Source organism: Streptomyces sp. NPDC054757 (genome assembly GCF_053612185.1).
Genome location: NZ_JBSHBW010000026.1, coordinates 90,010 through 107,733, shown reverse-complemented (window position 1 = coordinate 107,733; position 17,724 = coordinate 90,010). Strand labels below are relative to the sequence as shown.

The 17,724-nt window shown below is 70.6% G+C and carries 19 protein-coding genes; 8 read left to right on the top strand and 11 right to left on the bottom strand.

The annotated features are described in order from the left end of the window. Window positions 1–390: 390 nt before the first annotated feature. Window positions 391–1,032: a DNA-3-methyladenine glycosylase gene (locus ACWGKJ_RS27000; protein WP_385033376.1), complete on the bottom strand. Its 642-nt coding sequence runs from the start codon at window positions 1,030–1,032 to the stop codon at window positions 391–393. Window positions 1,033–1,132: 100 nt separating this feature from the next. Between ACWGKJ_RS27000 and ACWGKJ_RS26995 the strand changes: the two genes are divergently transcribed. The 3 genes from ACWGKJ_RS26995 to ACWGKJ_RS26985 all read left to right on the top strand — a co-directional run bounded on the left by ACWGKJ_RS26995 (window position 1,133) and on the right by ACWGKJ_RS26985 (window position 3,152). Further along, window positions 1,133–1,915, top strand: coding sequence for a sporulation protein (locus ACWGKJ_RS26995; RefSeq protein ID WP_385033379.1), 783 nt, complete (start codon window positions 1,133–1,135; stop codon window positions 1,913–1,915). Window positions 1,916–1,955: 40 nt separating this feature from the next. Then, the gene (locus ACWGKJ_RS26990; protein WP_385033382.1) at window positions 1,956–2,492 is read left to right on the top strand and encodes a YbhB/YbcL family Raf kinase inhibitor-like protein; all 537 of its coding nucleotides are present in this window, start codon (window positions 1,956–1,958) and stop codon (window positions 2,490–2,492) included. Between the two features lie 156 nt (window positions 2,493–2,648). Continuing rightward, complete coding sequence (locus tag ACWGKJ_RS26985) at window positions 2,649–3,152, top strand: HNH endonuclease (RefSeq protein ID WP_385033385.1); 504 nt, start codon at window positions 2,649–2,651, stop codon at window positions 3,150–3,152. A 127-nt stretch (window positions 3,153–3,279) separates the two neighbouring features. On the opposite strand, the gene ACWGKJ_RS26980 is transcribed toward ACWGKJ_RS26985, so the two are convergent. From ACWGKJ_RS26980 to ACWGKJ_RS26970, 3 genes are all read right to left on the bottom strand, one after another. Beyond that, on the bottom strand, window positions 3,280–4,221 hold the full coding sequence (locus ACWGKJ_RS26980) for an SPFH domain-containing protein (protein WP_164267481.1): 942 nt from the start codon (window positions 4,219–4,221) through the stop codon (window positions 3,280–3,282). Between the two features lie 82 nt (window positions 4,222–4,303). Then, window positions 4,304–4,732, bottom strand: a complete 429-nt coding sequence (locus ACWGKJ_RS26975) for an NfeD family protein (RefSeq protein WP_385033389.1) — start codon at window positions 4,730–4,732, stop codon at window positions 4,304–4,306. An 88-nt stretch (window positions 4,733–4,820) separates the two neighbouring features. Next, window positions 4,821–5,618, bottom strand: a complete 798-nt coding sequence (locus tag ACWGKJ_RS26970; protein ID WP_164267483.1) for an ABC transporter ATP-binding protein — start codon at window positions 5,616–5,618, stop codon at window positions 4,821–4,823. A gap of 212 nt (window positions 5,619–5,830) precedes the next feature. On the opposite strand from ACWGKJ_RS26970, the gene ACWGKJ_RS26965 reads away from it, so the two are divergent. Beyond that, the gene (locus ACWGKJ_RS26965; protein WP_385033392.1) at window positions 5,831–6,622 is read left to right on the top strand and encodes a hypothetical protein; all 792 of its coding nucleotides are present in this window, start codon (window positions 5,831–5,833) and stop codon (window positions 6,620–6,622) included. 275 nt (window positions 6,623–6,897) lie between these two features. Here the strand turns inward: ACWGKJ_RS26965 and ACWGKJ_RS26960 are convergent, their stop codons facing one another. The 3 genes from ACWGKJ_RS26960 to ACWGKJ_RS26950 form a co-directional block, all read right to left on the bottom strand. Then, complete coding sequence (locus tag ACWGKJ_RS26960) at window positions 6,898–7,137, bottom strand: chaplin (protein WP_385033395.1); 240 nt, start codon at window positions 7,135–7,137, stop codon at window positions 6,898–6,900. Window positions 7,138–7,312: 175 nt separating this feature from the next. Next, on the bottom strand, window positions 7,313–7,972 hold the full coding sequence (locus tag ACWGKJ_RS26955; protein WP_385033398.1) for a response regulator: 660 nt from the start codon (window positions 7,970–7,972) through the stop codon (window positions 7,313–7,315). Next, on the bottom strand, window positions 7,965–9,110 hold the full coding sequence (locus ACWGKJ_RS26950; protein WP_385033401.1) for a GAF domain-containing sensor histidine kinase: 1,146 nt from the start codon (window positions 9,108–9,110) through the stop codon (window positions 7,965–7,967). Before ACWGKJ_RS26950 ends, ACWGKJ_RS26955 begins: the two co-directional genes overlap by 8 nt. A gap of 200 nt (window positions 9,111–9,310) precedes the next feature. Between ACWGKJ_RS26950 and ACWGKJ_RS26945 the strand changes: the two genes are divergently transcribed. The 3 genes from ACWGKJ_RS26945 to ACWGKJ_RS26935 all read left to right on the top strand — a co-directional run bounded on the left by ACWGKJ_RS26945 (window position 9,311) and on the right by ACWGKJ_RS26935 (window position 12,135). Next, window positions 9,311–10,009, top strand: a complete 699-nt coding sequence (locus ACWGKJ_RS26945; protein WP_385033404.1) for an SDR family NAD(P)-dependent oxidoreductase — start codon at window positions 9,311–9,313, stop codon at window positions 10,007–10,009. Then, window positions 10,006–11,079 carry an S-adenosylmethionine:tRNA ribosyltransferase-isomerase gene (locus tag ACWGKJ_RS26940; protein WP_385033407.1) on the top strand — a complete coding sequence of 358 codons (1,074 nt, stop codon included), beginning with the start codon at window positions 10,006–10,008 and terminating at the stop codon, window positions 11,077–11,079. The genes ACWGKJ_RS26945 and ACWGKJ_RS26940 overlap by 4 nt, the downstream gene beginning before the upstream one ends. Before the next feature lie 279 nt (window positions 11,080–11,358). Continuing rightward, complete coding sequence (locus ACWGKJ_RS26935; protein ID WP_385033410.1) at window positions 11,359–12,135, top strand: transglycosylase SLT domain-containing protein; 777 nt, start codon at window positions 11,359–11,361, stop codon at window positions 12,133–12,135. Window positions 12,136–12,256: 121 nt separating this feature from the next. Here the strand turns inward: ACWGKJ_RS26935 and ACWGKJ_RS26930 are convergent, their stop codons facing one another. Beyond that, complete coding sequence (locus ACWGKJ_RS26930) at window positions 12,257–14,890, bottom strand: FHA domain-containing protein (protein WP_385034019.1); 2,634 nt, start codon at window positions 14,888–14,890, stop codon at window positions 12,257–12,259. Between the two features lie 272 nt (window positions 14,891–15,162). Here ACWGKJ_RS26930 and serB point away from each other — a divergent pair, with 272 nt between their 5' ends. Further along, complete coding sequence (gene serB / locus ACWGKJ_RS26925; protein ID WP_453315834.1) at window positions 15,163–16,392, top strand: phosphoserine phosphatase SerB; 1,230 nt, start codon at window positions 15,163–15,165, stop codon at window positions 16,390–16,392. A gap of 94 nt (window positions 16,393–16,486) precedes the next feature. Here the strand turns inward: serB and ACWGKJ_RS26920 are convergent, their stop codons facing one another. From ACWGKJ_RS26920 to ACWGKJ_RS26910, 3 genes are all read right to left on the bottom strand, one after another. Then, window positions 16,487–17,038: a SixA phosphatase family protein gene (locus tag ACWGKJ_RS26920; RefSeq protein ID WP_385032438.1), complete on the bottom strand. Its 552-nt coding sequence runs from the start codon at window positions 17,036–17,038 to the stop codon at window positions 16,487–16,489. A 158-nt stretch (window positions 17,039–17,196) separates the two neighbouring features. Beyond that, window positions 17,197–17,409: a hypothetical protein gene (locus ACWGKJ_RS26915; protein WP_385032435.1), complete on the bottom strand. Its 213-nt coding sequence runs from the start codon at window positions 17,407–17,409 to the stop codon at window positions 17,197–17,199. Window positions 17,410–17,601: 192 nt separating this feature from the next. Next, entirely contained in the window at window positions 17,602–17,718 is a 117-nt protein-coding gene (locus ACWGKJ_RS26910; RefSeq protein WP_385032432.1) for an SGM_5486 family transporter-associated protein, read from the bottom strand. Window positions 17,719–17,724: the final 6 nt, after the last annotated feature.

The window sequence follows — 17,724 nt, the reverse complement described above, 5'->3', positions numbered from 1 at the left end:
TGACTTTTGGCACGCTGTTGAGTTCTCAAGGAACGGACGCTTCCTTTGTACTCACCCTCTCGGGCTTTCCTCCGGGCTTTTCCCTTCGGTCTTGCATTTCCGACTCTATCAGACTCTTTCGTGTCCGATTCCCGGTCGGCCGGGTGCTTTCCAGTTCCACGCTTTCGCGTTTCCCTTTCCGGCGTGTCCACTACGTTAGCCGATTTCCTCGGAGGCTCATAATCGGGCCTTGGATTCGAATTTCGGCATGCCGAAAGTCAAACCCTTTGAGGGAGATCGTAGGTAGTGGTTGGCTGCTTCGGGCTGCTCAGGTTCGGTCCGATGGGCCGTTCCGATAGCAGTGCCCGTGTCAAGCGGCTCGGACTACGTTAGGCGTCCGGCAGGGGCGAGTCAAGTCCGTCTCTTGCGCGGAACATGCGCCCGGTACGGGCTGACCGTCGGGTCGCCGTCGATCCAGAAGCGCCACGGCTGATGGGCGCCCGCTCCGCCAACTCCCGTGCGGGGGCCGCTGCGTACCAGGCCGGGGCGGGGCGGAGTGCCGGTGAGGATGGCCAGCTCGGTGTCGCCCGTGGCACAGATGTCCGCACCGTTGCACGACCGGTCGACGTTCAGACCGGTGGCGAGCCTGGCCGGACCCTTGGCCAGCTCTCTGTCGTGCCTGGCCGCGGGGCGCCGTTCGCGCACCAGCTCTGCGCCCGCCGTCACCTCTCCCCCGCGGAGCAGCACTCCGCTCGCGCTGCCCTCCGGGCCGCAGACGAGGTTCATGCAGTGCCACATGCCGTAGGTGAAGTAGACGTACACATGACCGGGCGGACCGAACATGACCTCGTTACGGGGTGTCGGGCCCCGGTAGGCATGTGATCCCGGGTCGGCCTCTCCGGCGTACGCCTCCACTTCGGTGAGGCGCAGCTCCATCGGTCCGTCCGGTGTGCGACGGACCAGGGTGCGGCCCAGGAGGTCCGGGGCCACTTCCAGTACGGAGCGCTCGAAGAACGCGCGTGGCAGGGGCGTACGGTCCGGACTGGCGCTCATGGGTGACCAGCGTAACGGGGGACGGCTGGCGGCCGGCGCGCGGAGGCGCGTATGCATGGGGGTGCAAGATCAACTGGGAGCGATGAGGAGTGAAGTGGGCATGGGGTTCAGGAGACTGCTCGCGAGCTTGGGGGCCGGGGGTGCTTCGGTGGAGACGGAGCTGTCCGAGGCGAATGTCGTGCCGGGCGGTGTGGTCCAGGGCGAGGTGAGGATCCGGGGCGGGGCCGTCAGCCAGCGGATCGAGGGGCTGTCCGTGGGGCTCCAGGGGCGGGTGGAGATCGAGAGCGGGGACCACGAGGTCAAGCAGGACATCGAGTTCACCGAGCTGCGCCTGGGCGGGGAGCTGGACATCGCGGCGGGCGCTCTGCATGTGGTGCCGTTCGGGCTCGAAATACCCTGGGAGACCCCGATCACGAACATCGCGGGACAGCCGCTGCCCGGGATGCACATCGGTGTGATGACGGAGCTGGAGATCGCGCGGGCGGTGGACTCCGGGGATCTGGACGCCATCCAGGTGCATCCGCTCCCCGCTCAGCAGGCCGTCCTCGATGCCTTCGCCGGGCTCGGTTTCCGCTTCGTGAGCGCGGATCTGGAGCGCGGTCACATCCGTGGCACGCGCCAGCTGCTCCCCTTCTACCAGGAGATCGAGTTCTGCCCGCCGGAGCAGTACCGGGGTCTGAACCAGGTGGAGCTGACCTTTGTCACGGACGACCGCGAGATGGATGTGATTCTGGAGATGGACAAGAAGCCGGGTCTCTTCAGCGAGAGCAGCGACTCGTACCGGGCGTTCCAGGTCGGTCTGCACGATTTCCGGGACACCGACTGGACGGGGTACCTCCATCAGTGGCTGGCCGATGTGGGTGGGAGACGGAACTGGCTCTAGGGTCGGAACGGAACTGACAGCCGATGCAGGAGGTGCCGCCGTGACCGGGCTCAGCAAGCCGCCGCTCCCCCATGACTTTCATCCGCCGGTGCCCTCGTTCACCGTGGTGAGCGAGGACATCGCGGCGGGGTCGGTATTGAAGGACGCTCAGGTGTACGCGGCGGGGAACACCTCGCCGCAGCTGCGGTGGGAGGGGTTCCCGCCGGAGACCAGGAGCTTCGCCGTGACCTGCTTCGACCCCGACGCCCCTACGGGCAGCGGGTTCTGGCACTGGTCGCTGTTCGACATCCCGGCCTCGGTGACCGGGCTCCCGGCGGGTGCGGGCAGTGGCGGGTTCAAGGGGCTGCCGCCGGGCGCGGTCCAGGCCCGTAACGACTACGGGGCGAAGGAGTTCGGGGGCGCCGCGCCGCCGGCCGGTGAGAACCACCGCTATGTCTTCACCGTGTACGCGGTGGACGTCCCGCAGCTGGGGATCGACTCGGACACCCCGCCCGCGGCTGTCGGCTTCAATCTGCGGTTCCACACGCTGGCCCGTGCCCAGCTCATCGCCGAGTACGCCGCTCCCGCCGAAAGCTGAAGCGCGCGAAGCGACGCGCCCGCTTCTGTTTGCCCTGCCCCGGTCTTGGAGAGATCTGGGCAGGGCCTTTTTTATTGCGTTGTCCATCGTGGCGTGCCCGGCCAGAGTTGATCCCAGCCCCGCCAGGGGGTGGGCCGGCACCCGGAGGTGGGCACCATGCGGGACACATTGGTACTGAACGCCAGCTTCGAGCCGCTGTCGACGGTGACGCTCAACCGCGCGGTGGTCCTGGTGCTCCAGGACAAGGCCGTGGTCGAGCAGGCCCACCCAGGGCTGCGGGTGCGCGCCGCCGCCGTCGAACTGCCGGTGCCCCGGGTGATCAGGCTCTGCCGTTATGTCCGGGTGCCGTTCCGAAGACAGGCGCCGTGGTCGAGACGGGGGGTCCTGGTCCGCGACCAGCACCGGTGCGCGTACTGCGGGCGGCGGGCCACCACCGTCGACCATGTGGTGCCGCGTGCCCAGGGTGGCCAGGACACCTGGCTGAACACGGTGGCCTCCTGCGCCGAGGACAACCACCGCAAGGCGGCCCGTACCCCGGAGCAGGCGGGGATGCCGCTGCTGCGCAGGCCGTTCGTGCCGACCCCGGCCGACGCGATGATGCTCGCGCTCGGCGCGGGTGACCGGCAGGCGCTGCCCGACTGGCTCCCGCAGACCGCGTAGCCACCGGCGGGAGCGAAGGTGCGGCCCCCGGCGGACCGGCGTACGCACAGGCCCGCCGTACGCAGCAGCCCGCCCCCGGGGCCGGAGGCGGGCTGGATTCTTCTGCGCCGGGCCGTTGCGACGGCTGTTACTCCGAGGGGCGCCTGGCGGCCGGCGGGGCGGGCGACTCCTTGCCGGTGTTGAAGCCGGGGACGTTCTCGCCGAGGTTGCCGAAGGCCCCGCTCAGGCCCTTGAGCGCGTCGCCGATCTCGCTCGGCACGATCCAGAGCTTGTTGGCGTCGCCCTCGGCGATCTTCGGCAGCATCTGCAGGTACTGGTAGGCGAGCAGCTTCTGGTCCGCGTCGCCCGCGTGGATCGACTCGAAGACCGTACGGATGGCCTGGGCCTCACCCTCCGCGCGCAGCGCCGACGCCTTGGCCTCACCTTCGGCCCGGAGGATGGCCGACTGCTTCTCACCCTCGGCGCGCAGGATCTCGGACTGCCGGACACCTTCGGCCTGGAGGATCGCGGCGCGCTTGTCACGGTCGGCGCGCATCTGCTTCTCCATCGAGTCCTGGATGGAGGTGGGCGGTTCGATGGCCTTGAGTTCGACGCGGTTGACGCGGATGCCCCACTTGCCGGTGGCTTCGTCGAGTACACCGCGCAGCGCCGCGTTGATCTCCTCACGGGAGGTCAGCGTCCGCTCCAGGTCCATGCCGCCGATGATGTTGCGGAGGGTGGTGACGGTCAGCTGCTCGATCGCCTGGATGTAGCTGGCCACTTCGTAGGTCGCGGCGCGGGCGTCGGTCACCTGGTAGTAGATGACCGTGTCGATGTTGACGACCAGGTTGTCCTGGGTGATCACCGGCTGCGGCGGGAAGGGTACGACCTGTTCCCGGAGGTCGATCCGGTTGCGGATCGAGTCGATGAACGGGACGACGATGTTCAGCCCGGCGTTGAGCGTGCGCGTGTAGCGGCCGAACCGTTCGACGATGGCGGCGCTGGCCTGTGGGATCACCTGGATCGTCTTGATCAGGGCGATGAAGACCAGCACCACCAGAATGATCAGAACGATGATGACGGATGGCATCGTGCTCCCCGTGCCCTTCGATTGCCGGCTGTTCCCGATGATCGATCTTCGCAGACCTCGGCCTGCCGTGTGTGAGGTTCTGTCACAGGACGACCGCTGTCGCTCCGTCGATCTCCACCACGTCCACCTGCTGGCCCGGCTGATAACTGGTGTCGCCGTCGAGTGCCCGCGCCGACCAGACCTCCCCCGCGAGCTTGATCCGGCCCCCGCTGCCGTCCACCCGTTCCAGGACCAGGGCCTGACGACCCTTCAGCGCATCGATCCCGGTGGCCAGTTCGGGCCGCTGGGAGCGGTGCCGGTTCGCGATGGGGCGTACGACGGCGATGAGCGCGACGGACACGATCACGAAGATGAGGACCTGGAGCACCGGGCCGGCGCCGAGGGCGGCGGCGGCCGATGCGGCGACCGCTCCCACGGCCAGCATCCCGAATTCGGGCATGGCGGTGATGACGAGCGGGATTCCCAGCCCGGCCGCGCCGATCAGCCACCACACCCATGTCTCGATGTCCACGGGGTCATGGTAGGGCGGCAGTCCCCTCCGGGGACAGGGCGCAAGGGGTCCGGAACCGGTCGGCCGGGGGAAGACCCCCGCGCGGTCCTCAGCCGAGCGGAAGTCCCTGTGCGGTCCAGCGGTTGCCCCGCTGTTCGACGACGAGCGGCAGCCCGAAGCAGAGCGAGAGGTTGCGGGAGCTCAGCTCGGTCTCCATCGGGCCGGCCGCGAGCACCTTGCCCTGACGGATCATCAGGACGTGGGTGAAGCCGGGCGCGATCTCCTCGACGTGGTGGGTGACCATCACCATCGAGGGGGCGTACGGGTCCTTGGCCAGCCGGCCGAGACGGCGTACGAGGTCCTCGCGGCCGCCGAGGTCGAGACCCGCGGCGGGCTCGTCGAGCAGGAGCAGTTCCGGGTCGGTCATCATCGCGCGGGCGATCAGGGTGCGCTTGCGCTCGCCCTCGGAGAGGGTGCCGAACTTGCGGTCCAGGAACTCGGTCATGCCCAGGCGGTCGAGGAAGGCGCGGGCGCGCTGCTCGTCGACCTCCTCGTAGTCCTCGTGCCAGGTGGCCGTCATGCCGTAGGCGGCGGTGAGCACGACCTGGAGGACCGTCTGCCGCTTGGGCATCTTCTCGGCCATGGCGGCGCCCGCCATGCCGATGCGCGGACGGAGCTCGAAGACATCGGTGCCGGGCTTGCCGAGCTGTTCGCCGAGGATCGACGCCGTGCCGGTGGTCGGGAAGAGGTAGCTGGACGCGATGTTGAGGAGGGTGGTCTTGCCCGCGCCGTTGGGCCCGAGGATCACCCAGCGCTCCCCTTCTTTCACCGCCCAGGAGACGTCGTCCACCAGAGCACGTCCGTCGCGGACCACCGATACGTCCAGCAGCTCCAGTACATCGCTCATGAGCGCGTTGTCTCCCCATGCAGTCTCGGTTCGCGCGTGCGCCTGTGGGCGCAGCTCCCAGGGAAAACCTACGCCACCTGAGAAGTGCACCCACGTGTAGGGGCTGTCCGGCGTACCGGACCGCGCGTCTGCGACCTGCGCCGCCCGACAGCCCCCGGGGTCTCGGCCTGATCCGAACGACAGGCCCCAGGTCCAGTCCCTACTCTGGCTCCATGTTCACGGAACCACGCTCAGGACGGCTGGCCGCATGGGGAAATGCCCTGTTGGCCGGAATGGTATCGCCGGACGACGCCGCACTCGCCATCGTGGGCGAGGACGCGGTGCACCGGGTCGAGGGGCTGCCGGGCGAGCCGGGGCCCGTCGGGCTCACGCTGGCGCTGGGGCGGCTGAGAGCGCTCGGCGCGACCGGATTCCGGGTGGCGATGCCGACGGCGGGGCATCCGCTGGGCCTCAGCGGGCCGCCCGAGTTCAACGCGCGGGCGCTGGAGGCGGCGGAGGCGGTCACCGTCTTCGGGGTGTCGCTGGGTCTGGTGCCCGAGCTGTACGAGGCGGGCCCTGAGGGCGATCTGCACCGGGAGGTGGTCTGGCACTGTCTGCCGGTACGGGAGGCGCCGCCGGCCGATGTGCCGTCGCTCGGTGAGGCGGAGCGGGAGCTGGCGGAGGCGCTGCGGGAGGCGACCGCGGTGCTCTCGGGGCTCGATGTGGCAGGCGGCGGGCCCGCTGCCGATGCGGCGATCGACGCGTACCGGGCGCGGGCCGAGGCGGGGGCCGGGGAACTGCTGGCGCCGGGGTATCCGGCGCGCGCGGTCCGGGTGCTGGAACTGGCGCGGCGGATCGGGCTGCTCGTCTCGGTGGCGTACGAGCACGGGCCGGGCGGCGCGGTGAGCGCGTCGGAGATGGCGGCGCGGGGGGAGGCGCTGCGGCCGGTGGAGCGGGTGGCCCGGCGGGCGCAGGTGGCGGCGTACAACGCGTATGTGGAGGACCGGGAGCGGGAGCGCGGCTGACGGGAGGGCGGGGGCCCGGGGCGCGGTCGGCCGGTGGGCGCTCGACCGCGGCCCGGGGCTATGCGGGGGCCGCTGATGCGGAAGGCTGTCGGCCGGTGGGCGGGGCGCCGGTGCGTGGGATGCCGATGCGTGGGATGCCGATGCGTGGGATGCCGATGCGTGGGATGCCGATGCGTGGGATGCCGATGCGCCGGAATGCCGAACGGCCCCCCGGCACCGTGTGGTGCCTGAGGGGCCGTCGGCCGGTGACCGTGGTGCGGTCAGCGGTGGTGCGGTCAGCCGTTGAGGCCGTGGTTGGCGAAGGCCGGGTTCAGGACGCCGATCACGGAGACGGTGTTGCCGACGGCGTTCACGGGGACGTGCACCGGGGCCTGGACCACGTTTCCGGAGACGACGCCGGGCGAGTTGGTCGCCGCACCGGCCGCGTGCGAGGCGGCGGACGCGGCACCGGCTCCGGCGGCGAGTACGCCACCGGCGACGAGGGTGACGGCGGCGGCCTTCTTCAGGTTCTTCATTTCAGGTTCCTCCTAGCGGGCTGCGGCCGGCGCCGCAGCATGCATGGAGAACGGCGCACGGATCATTCGGATACGCCATGTGGGTGACTTACACCCGACGGTATGAATCTCACACCGGAATATGACGGTCCGCTCAGCCGGCCGGCCCGGTGCTGTCAGCCCGCCGCCCCGTCCATCAGCCCGCCGCCCCGTTCCGTACCGCCCAGAGCGCCGCCTGCGTACGGTCCGCGAGGTCCAGTTTCATCAGGATGTTCGACACATGTGTCTTGACGGTCTTCTCGGAGAGGACCAGTGCCCGTGCGATCTCCCGGTTGGAGCGTCCGTCGGCGATCTGCCCGAGCACCTCGCGCTCCCGGTCGGTGAGGGTGGTGCCCCTCCCCTGTCCGCCGCCGGGCTCCTGGGAGAGCAGCGCCCCGGCCACTTCGGGCTGGAGGAGGACGTGCCCGGCGTGGACCGAGCGGATCGCGTCGGCCAGTGCGTCCGGGTCGACGTCCTTGTACACATAGCCCGACGCACCCGCGCGCAGCGCGGGGATCACCGTGCGCTGCTCGGTGAAGCTGGTGACCACCAGCACCTTCGCCGGGTTGGCCAGCTCCCTGAGTCTGCGCAGCGCCTCGATGCCGTCCATGCCCGGCATCTTGATGTCCATCAGGACGATGTCGGGCCGCAGCTCCTCGGCGGCCGCCACCCCCTGCTCACCGTCCGGCGCCTCACCCACGACCTCGATGTCGTCCTGGATCTCCAGAAAGGTGCGCAGGCCCCGCCTGACCACCTGGTGGTCGTCGACGAGCAGGACACGTACGGCCGCTTTCGGCCTCGGTGCGGTGTCAGCCACCGGGCACCTCCATCTCGATCGTGGCGCCCTCTCCCGGCGCCGATTTCACCCTGAGCCGGCCCCCGACCCCGCTCGCCCGGTCCCGCATGGAGACCAGACCGAGGTGCCGGCCCGCCCGCCGTACGGCCGATGGCTCGAATCCGGCGCCGTCGTCGGTGACCCGCAGGACCGCGCCGGGGCCGTGCCGGTCCAGTACGACATCGATGTGTGCGGCCCCCGAGTGGCGCAGGGCGTTGTGCAGCGCCTCCTGCGCCACCCGCAGCAGCGCCTCCTCCTGGGCGGCGGGCAGCGCCCGCACCGGCCCGCTCCGGAAGGCGACCTGGGGGGTGTGCGCACGGTCGAGGACCTGGACGTGCGTGCGGAGCGTGTGGACCAGGCCGTCCTCGTCGAGAGCGGCCGGGCGCAGCTCCACGACGGCGGCCCGGAGTTCGTCGGCGGCCTCCGCCGCGAGATCGGCGACCTGCTGGAGCTCGTCCTTGGCGCGGGCCGGGTCGCGGTCCACGAGTGCGGTGGCGGCCTGGGCGGTCAGCCGCAGGGAGAAGAGTTTCTGGCTGACCGCGTCATGGAGTTCGTGGGCCAGCCTGGAGCGTTCCTCGGCGATGGTCAGCTCGCGGCTGCGCTCGTACAGACGGGCGTTGGTGAGGGCGATGGCGGCGTGTTGGGCCAGTATCGTCAGCAGCTCCTCGTCCTCCTCGGTGAATCCGCAGCGGCCGGTGGGTCTGGGGCAGCGCTTGTTGGCGAGGAAGAGCGCGGCGATCGTCTCATCGCCGTCGCGGACGGGCAGGCCAAGGAAGTCCGACATGTCGGGGTGCGTGGCGGGCCAGCCCTCGAAGCGGGGGTCCTGGCGTACGTCGTCGAGGCGCTGGGGTTTCTCGTCGTGCAGCATCGCGGCGAGGATGCCGTGCTGGCGCGGGAGCGGGCCGATGGCCTTCCACTGGGCGTCGCTGACCCCGTCGACCACGAACTGGGCGAAGCCGCCGTGGTCGTCGGGGACGCCGAGCGCGGCGTACTCGGCGTCCAGCAGCTCGCGGGCCGAGACCACGATCGTCTTGAGGACGTCACGGACCTCCAGGTGCCTGCTCATGGCGAGCAGCGCGGTACTCACCGCGGACAGTCCGGAAGCGGGTCGATGGGACATGGCCACACCGTACCGGCGGGCCCGCCGGGCCGTATCGGGCTGTGGACGGCCCGGGGTCCGGTCCGCTGGGACCAGGCCGGGGGCCGGGAGGACTAGGCCGAAGTGCCGCCGCCGCCCCGTCCCGCGGACGAGGCGCGGGGCGGGACCGCGTTCCTACGTTGATGGCACCAAGCGAGGAACGCGAAGGAAGAGGGCGTGCCATGGCGGTAGCAGTCATCACCGGCGGATCGAAGGGGCTGGGCCGGGCGCTCGGGGCCGGGCTCGCGGAGCGGGGCTGGGACCTGGTCGTCGATGCGAGGGACCGGGAGGTGCTGGAGAGGGCGGAGCGGGAGCTCGCGGAGTACGGCACGCGGGTGGTGGCGGTGGCGGGGGATGTGACCGACGCCGCGCACCGGAGCCGGCTGATCGGGGCCGCGCGTGCGCTGGGCGGGCTGGATCTGCTGGTCAGCAATGCGAGCGCGCTGGGCGCCGAGCCGCTCGTACGTCTGGCGGAGCTGACCCCCGAGGGGTTGCGGGCGGCGCTGGAGACCAATGTGGTGGCGGCCCTCGGCCTGGTGCGGGAGGCGCTGCCGCTGCTGCGGGCGGCCGGTGCGGGGGCGGTGATCACGGTGAGTTCGGACGCCGCTGTCGAGGCGTACCCGGACTGGGGCGGGTACGGGGCGTCGAAGGCCGCGCTGGACCAGCTGTCGGCGGTGCTGGCGGCCGAGGAGCCGGGGCTGCGGGTGTGGGCGGTGGATCCGGGCGACATGCGGACGGATCTGTACGCGGCCGCGGTGCCCGGTGACGAGGAGTACCGGGCCGCGCCGTCGGATGTGGTCCCGGCGTTTCTGCGGCTGCTCGCCGAACGGCCGGCGAGCGGCCGGTACACGGCTGCCGCACTGGCCGGTGAGGTGCGATGAGGGCGCGGCAGCCGCTGCGGGTCCCAGATGGGCTGCTGGCGGCGGTGCCCGCCGAGGAGCGCGGGCGCGGCCGGGACGACGTACGGCTGATGGTGTCGCGCGGCACGGCGGTCTCCCACCACGCCTTCCGGGAGCTGCCGGAGCTGCTGCGGGCGGGGGACGTCCTGGTGGTGAACACCTCGCGGACGCTGCCCGCCGCGGTCGACGGGACGTCCGGGGCGGGGGCCCGTGTGGTGGTGCACTTCTCCGCATCCGGGGACGACGGCCGGTGGGCGGTGGAGCTGCGGGAGCCGGTGCCGGGCGGGAGCACCCGGCGGTGTGCGGGCGGTCCTGCGGGATCCGTGGTGCGACTGCCCGGTGGCGTACGGCTGGTGTGGGAGGAGCCGCTGGCCGACGGTGAGGAGCGGCTGTGGTGGGCCCGGCCTTCGGTGGCCGGTGTGCCGGAGCTGATGCGGCGGTACGGCCGTCCGATCCGGTACGCGTACACCCGGCGCGACCAGCCGCTCTCCGTGTACCAGACGGTGTTCGCGCTGGCCGCGCCGGACGGGGCCGGGTCGGCGGAGATGCCGAGCGCCGCACGGCCCTTCACGGCGGGGCTCGTCGCGGAGCTGGTGAGCCGCGGGATCCAGTTCGCCCCGGTGGTGCTGCACACCGGAGTGGCGTCGGCGGAGGCGCACGAGACCCCTTATCCCGAACGGTTCGAGGTGCCGGAGGCCACGGCCAGGCTGGTCAACGCGGCGCGGGCGGGCGGCGGGCGTGTCGTCGCGGTGGGGACGACGGCGGTGCGGGCCCTGGAGACCGCGGCCGGGGCCGACGGGGTGGTCGGGGCGCGGGCGGGGTGGACGGATCTGGTGGTCACACCGGCTCGCGGAGTGCGGGTGGTGGACGGGCTGCTGACCGGGCTGCATGAGCCGGAGGCCTCTCATCTGCTGATGCTGGAGGCGGTCGCGGGGCGTGCGGCCCTGGAGCGCAGCTATGCGGAAGCGGTACGAGCCCTCTACCTCTGGCACGAGTTCGGGGATGTGCACCTCATCCTTCCGGATGAGGAACCTGACGCTCCGAATTGCTGAAGCAACGCATAGTGAATTTGCTGTGCAATCGATGTGACGCCGCGCATAGGACCCACGTCACTTACGAGGTTCGCTAGTGGATGGTTAAGGGGCGCATGGGCCGGGTACGCGCGGGCGCCCAGCCCTCCAGAGCTCCCCCTGCGCCACTAATCAGGATCGTACGTCACACCTTTGCCACAATATTTTGCGGCCGCTAAGAATTGCTCCCGTCGCCGCCCCAGGGGCGCAACCGCCGCCCCCGGCGCTCGCGACTTCCGCTATTCGAAGAGGTACGCCCGCATGACCGAGAACCGCCACGGCCGTCGTCGGCTGACCAAGACCCACAAGTACTCGATCGGTGGTGTGGCCGCCGTCGGCGCCGCAGCCGTCGCCTTCACGCTTGTGCCCGGAAACGCGTCCGCCGAGACGACCCACACGTCGGTCGACGCCGCCCCGGTGGCCTTCGCCTCGCAGACCAAGACCGTGGAGGCAAGCCTCCACACGCAGCAGACCCACGCCGACAAGGCCGCCAAGGCCGCGGCGGCGAAGGCCAAGGCAGCCGCGCTGAAGGCGAAGGCCGAGGCCAAGGCCAAGGCCGAAGCGAAGGCCAAGGCAGCCGCGAAGGCGAAGGCCGAAGCCGCCGCAAAGGCGAAGAAGGCCGCCGCCGCCAAGGCCAAGGCCGCTGCCGCGAAGGCGGCGAAGGAGCGCGCGGCCAAGACGGCCGCCAGCCGCGCCGCCACCCGCACGACCGTCTACGCGAACAACCTCGACGGCTGGATCCGCCACGCCCTGGACATCATGAAGGCCAAGGGCATCCCCGGCTCGTACGACGGTCTGCAGCGCAACATCATGCGTGAGTCCGGCGGCAACCCGCAGGCCATCAACAACTGGGACATCAACGCCCAGAACGGTGTCCCGTCGAAGGGTCTGCTCCAGACCATCCAGCCGACCTTCGACACCTACCACGTCGCCGGAACATCGTTCAACATCTACGACCCGGTCGCCAACATCACCGCTGCCGCGAACTACGCCGCCGCGAACTACGGCTCGATCGACAACGTCAACAGCGCCTACTGATCCGGCACTGAGCACGTACTGATCACCGGTCCGGCACACTGCCGGACAGCGCCGAAGGGCGGCACCCCACTGCGGGTGCCGCCCTTCGGCGCTGTTCCGGTCCGCCGGACTCCTCCGGCGGCTACTTGCGCATGACCTCGGGCTCGTGCCGGCGCAGCAGACGCGCCACCACGACACCGCAGACCACGCCGATGACGAGCAGGACCCCCATGTCCATCACCCAGGTCCCGAGCGTGTGGTCCCAGAGCGGGTCGGTGCTGCCGGGGTCCTTCTTGTTGGGCAGCAGCACGTTCAGCGACGCGGTGGCACCCGCGGCCGCCACCGCCCAGCGGGCGGGCATCAGGAAGGAGAACTGGTTGATGCCCGCGGCGCCGTTCAGGGTGAAGAGGCAGCCGGTGAAGACGACCTGTGTGATGGCGAACATGACGAGGAGCGGCATGGTCTTCTCGGAGGTCTTCACCAGCGAGGAGATGATCAGGCCGATCATCATCGAGGTGAGGCCGAGCGCCATGATCGGCAGGGTCATCTCGACCCGGGTGGAGGACGGGAAGACGACGCCCTCCGTCGGCGCGGTCTTCGTGCCGAAGCCGATACCGCCGATGATGGCGCCCTGCACCAGGGTGATCAGGCCGAGCACGATCACCTTGGACATCAGATAGGCGGAACGCGACAGACCGGTGGCCCGCTCCCGTTCGTAGATCACCCGTTCCTTGATCAGTTCTCGTACGGAGTTGGCCGCCCCGGCGAAACAGGCCCCCACCGCGAGGATCAGCAGGATCACCGCGCCGTCCCCGTTGCTGAGGTGCCCGGAGAGCGGGCCGAAGCCCAGTCCGTAATCCGTGGGGATCAGCGCCCCGACCGTGCCCAGCACCGCGGGCAGCAGCAGGGAGAGCGCCATGAAGCCCTTGTCCGAGACGATCACCGACACATAGCGGCGCATCAGGGTGAACAGCTGGGAGCCCCACGCCTGCGGCTTCGGCGGTCTCATCGACTGCGCGGACGGCATCTGGACCGACTGCACGGCGACCGCGTCGATGTCCGCCGCGTACATCTGGTAGTGCTGCGAACCGCGCCAGCGCCCCGCCCAGTCGTAGTCGCGGTAGTTCTCGAACGCCGAGAAGACATCGGCCCAGCTGCTGTAGCCGAAGAAGTTGAGTGCCTCCTCGGGCGGGCCGAAGTACGCGACTGAGCCGCCGGGCGCCATCACCAGGAGCTTGTCGCAGATGGCGAGCTCGGCCACGGAGTGGGTGACGACGAGGACCGTACGGCCGTCGTCGGCGAGGCCACGCAGCAGCTGCATGACATCGCGGTCCATGCCCGGGTCGAGCCCGGACGTCGGCTCGTCCAGGAAGATCAGCGACGGCTTGGTCAGCAGTTCGAGTGCGACCGAGACGCGCTTGCGCTGGCCACCGGAGAGGGAGGCGACCCTCTTCTCCTTGTGGATGTCCAGCTTCAGCTCGCGCAGCACCTCGTCGATGCGCGACGAGCGCTCCGCCTCGGTGGTGTCGGCGGGGAAGCGCAGCTTGGCCGCGTACTTCATCGCCTTACGGACCGTGAGTTCCTTGTGCAGGATGTCGTCCTGCGGGACCAGTCCGATGCGCTGGCGCAGCTCGGCGAACTGCTTGTACAGATTCCGGTTGTCGTAGAGGACATCGCCGCGGTTGGCGGGCCGGTAGCCGGTGAGCGCCTTGAGCAGGGTGGACTTCCCGGAGCCCGAGGGGCCGATGACCGCGATGAGCGACTTCTCGGGGACCCCGAACGAGACGTCCTTGAGGATGTCCTTGCCGCCGTCGACCGTCACCGTGAGGTGGCGGGCGGAGAAGGAGACCTCGCCGGTGTCGACGAACTCCTCAAGACGGTCGCCCACCAGCCGGAAGGTCGAGTGACCGACACCGACGATGTCGTTCGGGCCGATCAGGGCCGTGCCGGACTTCGCCATCGGCTGGCCGTTGATGTACGTGCCGTTGTGCGATCCGAGGTCCCGGATCTCGAAGCGGCCGTCCGGTGTCGCGACGAACTCGGCGTGGTTGCGGGAGACCTGGAGGTCGGAGACGACCAGTTCGTTCTCCAGCGCACGGCCGATGCGCATCACCCGGCCGAAGGCCAGCTGGTGGAAGGTGGTCGGGCTGCGGTCGCCGTAGGCCGGCGGGGCCCCCGCGCCCCCGTCCGCCGGTCCGCCCTGCGGGGGCACCTGGCCGTGCGGGGACACCTGGCCCTGCTGCGGCATCTGCCCCTGCGGCTGCTGCCAGCCCTGCGGGGCGGCGTCCGGCGGGGCGGCGTCCGGCGGGGCGCCATTCTGCGGAGGCCGGGCCGGGGCCCACTCCGCCGGGGCGCCCTGCTGCTGGGGAGGGGCGTACGCCGGTCCCTGCCCCTGGGCGGCCTGCGGGGCGTGCATCGGCGCGGCCGCCTGGGCCTGCGCGGGCGCCTGGGCCTGCGCGGGCGCCTGGCTCTGGGCGGCGGCAGCCGGGGCGGATACGGTCAGCAGCGGGCCGTCGGCCGCGTTGCCGAGGTGCACCGCGGAACCGGGACCTATCTCCAGTTGCTGGATCCGCTGCCCCTGCGCATAGGTGCCGTTGGTGGACCCGTGGTCCTCGATCACCCAGCCGCGGCCTCCCCAGCTGATGGTGGCGTGTCGCCACGAGACCCTGGCGTCGTCGACCGGCAGGTCCCCCTGCGGATCACGGCCGAGGGTGTACGACCTGGACGGGTCGAGCGTCCAGATCCTGCCATTCAGTTCAAGTACGAGTTCCGGCACTCCAGCCCCACTTGTTGTCCCCCGAAATACCCCCGTTGCAGGGAGTCTAGGGATGGCGAACATCCTGGGGAACTATTTCAGGCCCGGTGACGTATCGGGAAGCCGGGCCGTGTGACGACCGCGTACCAATGGGGTGGAGGGGCACCGGCCCCGGCGACGTCAGGGACAAATGGGGCCGAAGCCGCCGGTGCGCCGGGCGGCCCAGGTCCCGGCGTCCGGTCCTCGGGACAGCCCGGGTGCGGCACGCCCGGGACCTATACGGTGGGACCACCATGAGCGCATCTCAGCCAGCAGTCCACGAGGACTCCCCGACCCTTCTCGTCAAGATCTTCGGGAAGGACCGCCCCGGGCTCACCGCCGGGCTCTTCGACACCCTCGCCGCTTACGCAGTCGACGTCGTCGACATCGAGCAGGTGGTCACCCGTGGCCGGATCGTCCTGTGCGTACTCGTCACGGCTCCGGGCCCCGGCGGCAACGCCCAGGGCGAGCTGCGAGCGACCGTGCACAGCTGGGCCGAGTCCATCGGGATGGAGGCCGAGATCATCTCCGGTACCGGTGACAACCGGCCCCGGGGCAGCGGGCGTTCCCATGTGACCGTGCTCGGCAACCCGCTCACCGCCGAGTCGACCGCCGCCATAGCGGCCAGCATCACCGCCACGGGCGGCAACATCGACCGTATCTTCCGGCTGGCCAAGTACCCGGTGACCGCAGTGGAGTTCGCGGTGTCCGGGGTGGAGACCGAGCCGCTGCGCACGGCGCTCGCCATCGAGGCGTCGGTGCTCGGCGTGGATGTGGCCGTGATCTCGGCGGGGCTGCACCGCCGCGCCCAGCGGCTCGTCGTGATGGATGTGGACTCGACCGTCATCCAGGACGAGGTGATCGAACTCTTCGCCGCGCACGCGGGATGTGAGCAGGAGGTCGCGGAGGTGACGGCGCGCGCGATGCGTGGCGAGCTCGACTTCGAGCAGTCGCTGCACGCGCGGGTGGCGCTGCTGGCCGGGCTCGATGCCTCGGTCGTCGACAAGGTGCGGTCCGAGGTACGGCTCACTCCCGGTGCCCGCACCCTGATCCGTACGCTGAAGCGGCTCGGCTACCAAGTGGGCGTCGTCTCCGGCGGGTTCACCCAGGTCACCGATGACCTCAAGGGGCGCTTGGGCCTCGATTTCGCGTCGGCCAACACGCTGGAGATCGTGGACGGCAGGCTCACCGGGCGGGTCACCGGCGAGATCGTGGACCGCGCGGGGAAGGCACGGCTGCTGCGGCGCTTCGCCGCGGAGGCGGGTGTCCCGCTGGCGCAGACCGTCGCCATCGGGGACGGTGCCAACGACCTGGACATGCTCAACGCGGCGGGCCTCGGCGTCGCGTTCAACGCCAAGCCCGTGGTCCGCAAGGCGGCCGACACGGCGGTGAACGTGCCCTTCCTGGACACCGTGCTCTATCTGCTGGGCATCACCCGCGAAGAGGTCGAGGCCGCGGACGGCCTCGTCGACGACGGGGTCTGACGCCCGGGGGCCGCACCGCCCCGGAGTACGGCCGCCCCGCCCCGCGCGTTCGGCGGGGCGGGGCGGCCGTACGTACGCGTACGGGGGCCTGGCCTTATTCGTGCGGGGCCCAGAAGGACGTCAGGGTGCCCACGCCGTGCTCGACGGATTTCCACGGACCGCTGAACTCGATGACGGCGATCCCCGCGGTCGGGTAACCGCTGCGGTTCATCCTGGCCAGCGCGTCCCCCTCCGCTTCGCCCGCCAGTGCGTCGGCGAGCGCGTGCGTACCGGGATTGTGGCCGATGACCAGGACTTCGGCCACGTCGTCGGGGATCTCGTTGAGCAGCGCGAGCAGTTCGCCGAGGGACGCCTCGTACAGCCGCTCCTCGTAGACGGTCCGCGGGCGGTCCGGCAGCTCCTGGACGGCGAGTTTCCAGGTCTCACGCGTTCTGACCGCGGTGGAGCAGAGAGCCAGGCCGAGTTGCGGCTCGTGCGATGCGAGCCAGCTGCCGGCGGCCGCTGCATCCAGACGGCCGCGGTCGGCGAGCGGCCTGTCGTGGTCCGACACCTCGGGCCAGTCGGCCTTCGCGTGCCGGAGAAGGACAATCCTGCGGGACTCAGGGGCTCCGGGGGGTGTTTCCCCGGATGACACAACGGCGCTCATACAATCCAGCTTCGCATGGATCGGACCATCGGGCGCAGGGAGTTGGGGAGGCTCCCCCGGCACGGGTGAACGGGGCCGGGCCACGGTGGCCGGGCAGTGCCGGAGCGGGAGACCACGGCTGCAGCGAGAAGGCCACGGCTACGGCGGGAAGACCACGGTTACAGCGGCAGGCTCTGCTGGATGCGCTCCAGGACGCGTGTGACGGTGGCCTCGCCGGTGCCCGTATGCGCCTGCCCCGGCGCGCTGATGAGCAGCAGCAGAACGGCGAAGGCCAGCGCGGGCAGCGCGACGGCCCACCAGGGCAGCCGGACGTCGATACCGCTCTGCGCGGGTCCGTGGTGGGGGCCGGTGGTGTGCGGACGGGCCGGCATGGCCGCCTCCATGAGGTTCGCGGTGACTGTTGTCCTTGAACCTACGGAGTGCGGGCGCGCTCTCCCATCCGGTGACCCACCTACTTCACCCTGACCCTGGCCCCCTAAGGGATGGTGGGGCCAGCACCACCTTCCGGCCGGAACGCCCGGCCGGAAGGTCGGGCCGGGGCGCCGGGCCGGGCGGTGGGAGGGTCAGGGCGAGGCGAGCGTGGCGATGATCGCGACGATCACCGTGACCGCGAGCATGGCTCCGAGCGTGAGCAGGAGCTTCTTCTGACCGTTCGGGGGATTCGGTTCGAGCACTGGCATGGGGTC

Excerpts from the sequence above, each read along its gene's own strand:
- ACWGKJ_RS26945 (WP_385033404.1), top strand. The coding sequence starts at position 9,311 with ATGGCGGTAGCAGTCATCACCGGCGGATCGAAGGGGCTGGGCCGGGCG.
- ACWGKJ_RS26910 (WP_385032432.1), bottom strand. The coding sequence starts at position 17,718 with ATGCCAGTGCTCGAACCGAATCCCCCGAACGGTCAGAAGAAGCTCCTG.
- ACWGKJ_RS26995 (WP_385033379.1), top strand. The coding sequence starts at position 1,133 with ATGGGGTTCAGGAGACTGCTCGCGAGCTTGGGGGCCGGGGGTGCTTCG.
- ACWGKJ_RS26915 (WP_385032435.1), bottom strand. The coding sequence starts at position 17,409 with ATGCCGGCCCGTCCGCACACCACCGGCCCCCACCACGGACCCGCGCAG.
- ACWGKJ_RS26965 (WP_385033392.1), top strand. The coding sequence starts at position 5,831 with ATGTTCACGGAACCACGCTCAGGACGGCTGGCCGCATGGGGAAATGCC.
- ACWGKJ_RS26985 (WP_385033385.1), top strand. The coding sequence starts at position 2,649 with ATGCGGGACACATTGGTACTGAACGCCAGCTTCGAGCCGCTGTCGACG.
- serB (WP_453315834.1), top strand. The coding sequence starts at position 15,163 with ATGAGCGCATCTCAGCCAGCAGTCCACGAGGACTCCCCGACCCTTCTC.
- ACWGKJ_RS26935 (WP_385033410.1), top strand. The coding sequence starts at position 11,359 with ATGACCGAGAACCGCCACGGCCGTCGTCGGCTGACCAAGACCCACAAG.
- ACWGKJ_RS26980 (WP_164267481.1), bottom strand. The coding sequence starts at position 4,221 with ATGCCATCCGTCATCATCGTTCTGATCATTCTGGTGGTGCTGGTCTTC.
- ACWGKJ_RS26950 (WP_385033401.1), bottom strand. The coding sequence starts at position 9,110 with ATGTCCCATCGACCCGCTTCCGGACTGTCCGCGGTGAGTACCGCGCTG.
- ACWGKJ_RS26940 (WP_385033407.1), top strand. The coding sequence starts at position 10,006 with ATGAGGGCGCGGCAGCCGCTGCGGGTCCCAGATGGGCTGCTGGCGGCG.
- ACWGKJ_RS27000 (WP_385033376.1), bottom strand. The coding sequence starts at position 1,032 with ATGAGCGCCAGTCCGGACCGTACGCCCCTGCCACGCGCGTTCTTCGAG.
- ACWGKJ_RS26920 (WP_385032438.1), bottom strand. The coding sequence starts at position 17,038 with ATGAGCGCCGTTGTGTCATCCGGGGAAACACCCCCCGGAGCCCCTGAG.
- ACWGKJ_RS26970 (WP_164267483.1), bottom strand. The coding sequence starts at position 5,618 with ATGAGCGATGTACTGGAGCTGCTGGACGTATCGGTGGTCCGCGACGGA.
- ACWGKJ_RS26960 (WP_385033395.1), bottom strand. The coding sequence starts at position 7,137 with ATGAAGAACCTGAAGAAGGCCGCCGCCGTCACCCTCGTCGCCGGTGGC.